This is a genomic window from Vibrio sp. 1562 (assembly GCF_033340155.1).
Classification (GTDB): Bacteria; Pseudomonadota; Gammaproteobacteria; order Enterobacterales; family Vibrionaceae; genus Vibrio; species Vibrio alginolyticus.
Genome location: NZ_JAWOVY010000746.1, coordinates 1 through 526, shown reverse-complemented (window position 1 = coordinate 526; position 526 = coordinate 1). Strand labels below are relative to the sequence as shown.

Genomic DNA, 526 nt, shown 5'->3' with positions numbered 1-526 from the left:
GAAACCAGCCATGAAACAAAAATTACTCGCTACTCTATTGGGATTATCAGCGCTAGGTGCCAGCCCTGTATTTGCGGCTAACACCAATGTTGATCTTGCAGAAGATGCTTATATCTACGGCTACTCTATTGATGAAGCGTACAAGTTTTTCTATCACACGGCGGTAGAAAACAACTATCCGCTCAACCGCTTTCAGAATATTCGTGCTCTAGCTGATGACTCTTACACCGCTCACCCAACCATTAATAACGATACGCTTCACCTTATGGGCTGGTTAGATGTTGCTGCAGAACCTGTCATTGTGAGCGTGCCTGATATGGATGAAGGCCGTTACTGGATCTTGCACACAATGGACATGGGCCATTACACCAACGCAGCGTTCAGTTCTCGTACTCGCGGCACAAAAGGCGGCCAGTTCATGTTTGCAGCACAAGATTGGCAAGGTGAAGTGCCAGCTTCTGTCGACGAAGTGGTTCGCGTAGACAGCAACCTTGTGAAGCTGATGGGTCGCATCATGGCAGTAAAT

General features: G+C 47.7%; 1 protein-coding gene. It reads left to right on the top strand.

All coding sequences use genetic code 11. The features are described 5' to 3' along the window. Positions 1-10: 10 nt before the first annotated feature. The coding region (locus R7Z49_RS27425) for a DUF1254 domain-containing protein (RefSeq protein ID WP_318112819.1) at positions 11-526 on the top strand (516 nt) is incomplete at its 3' end.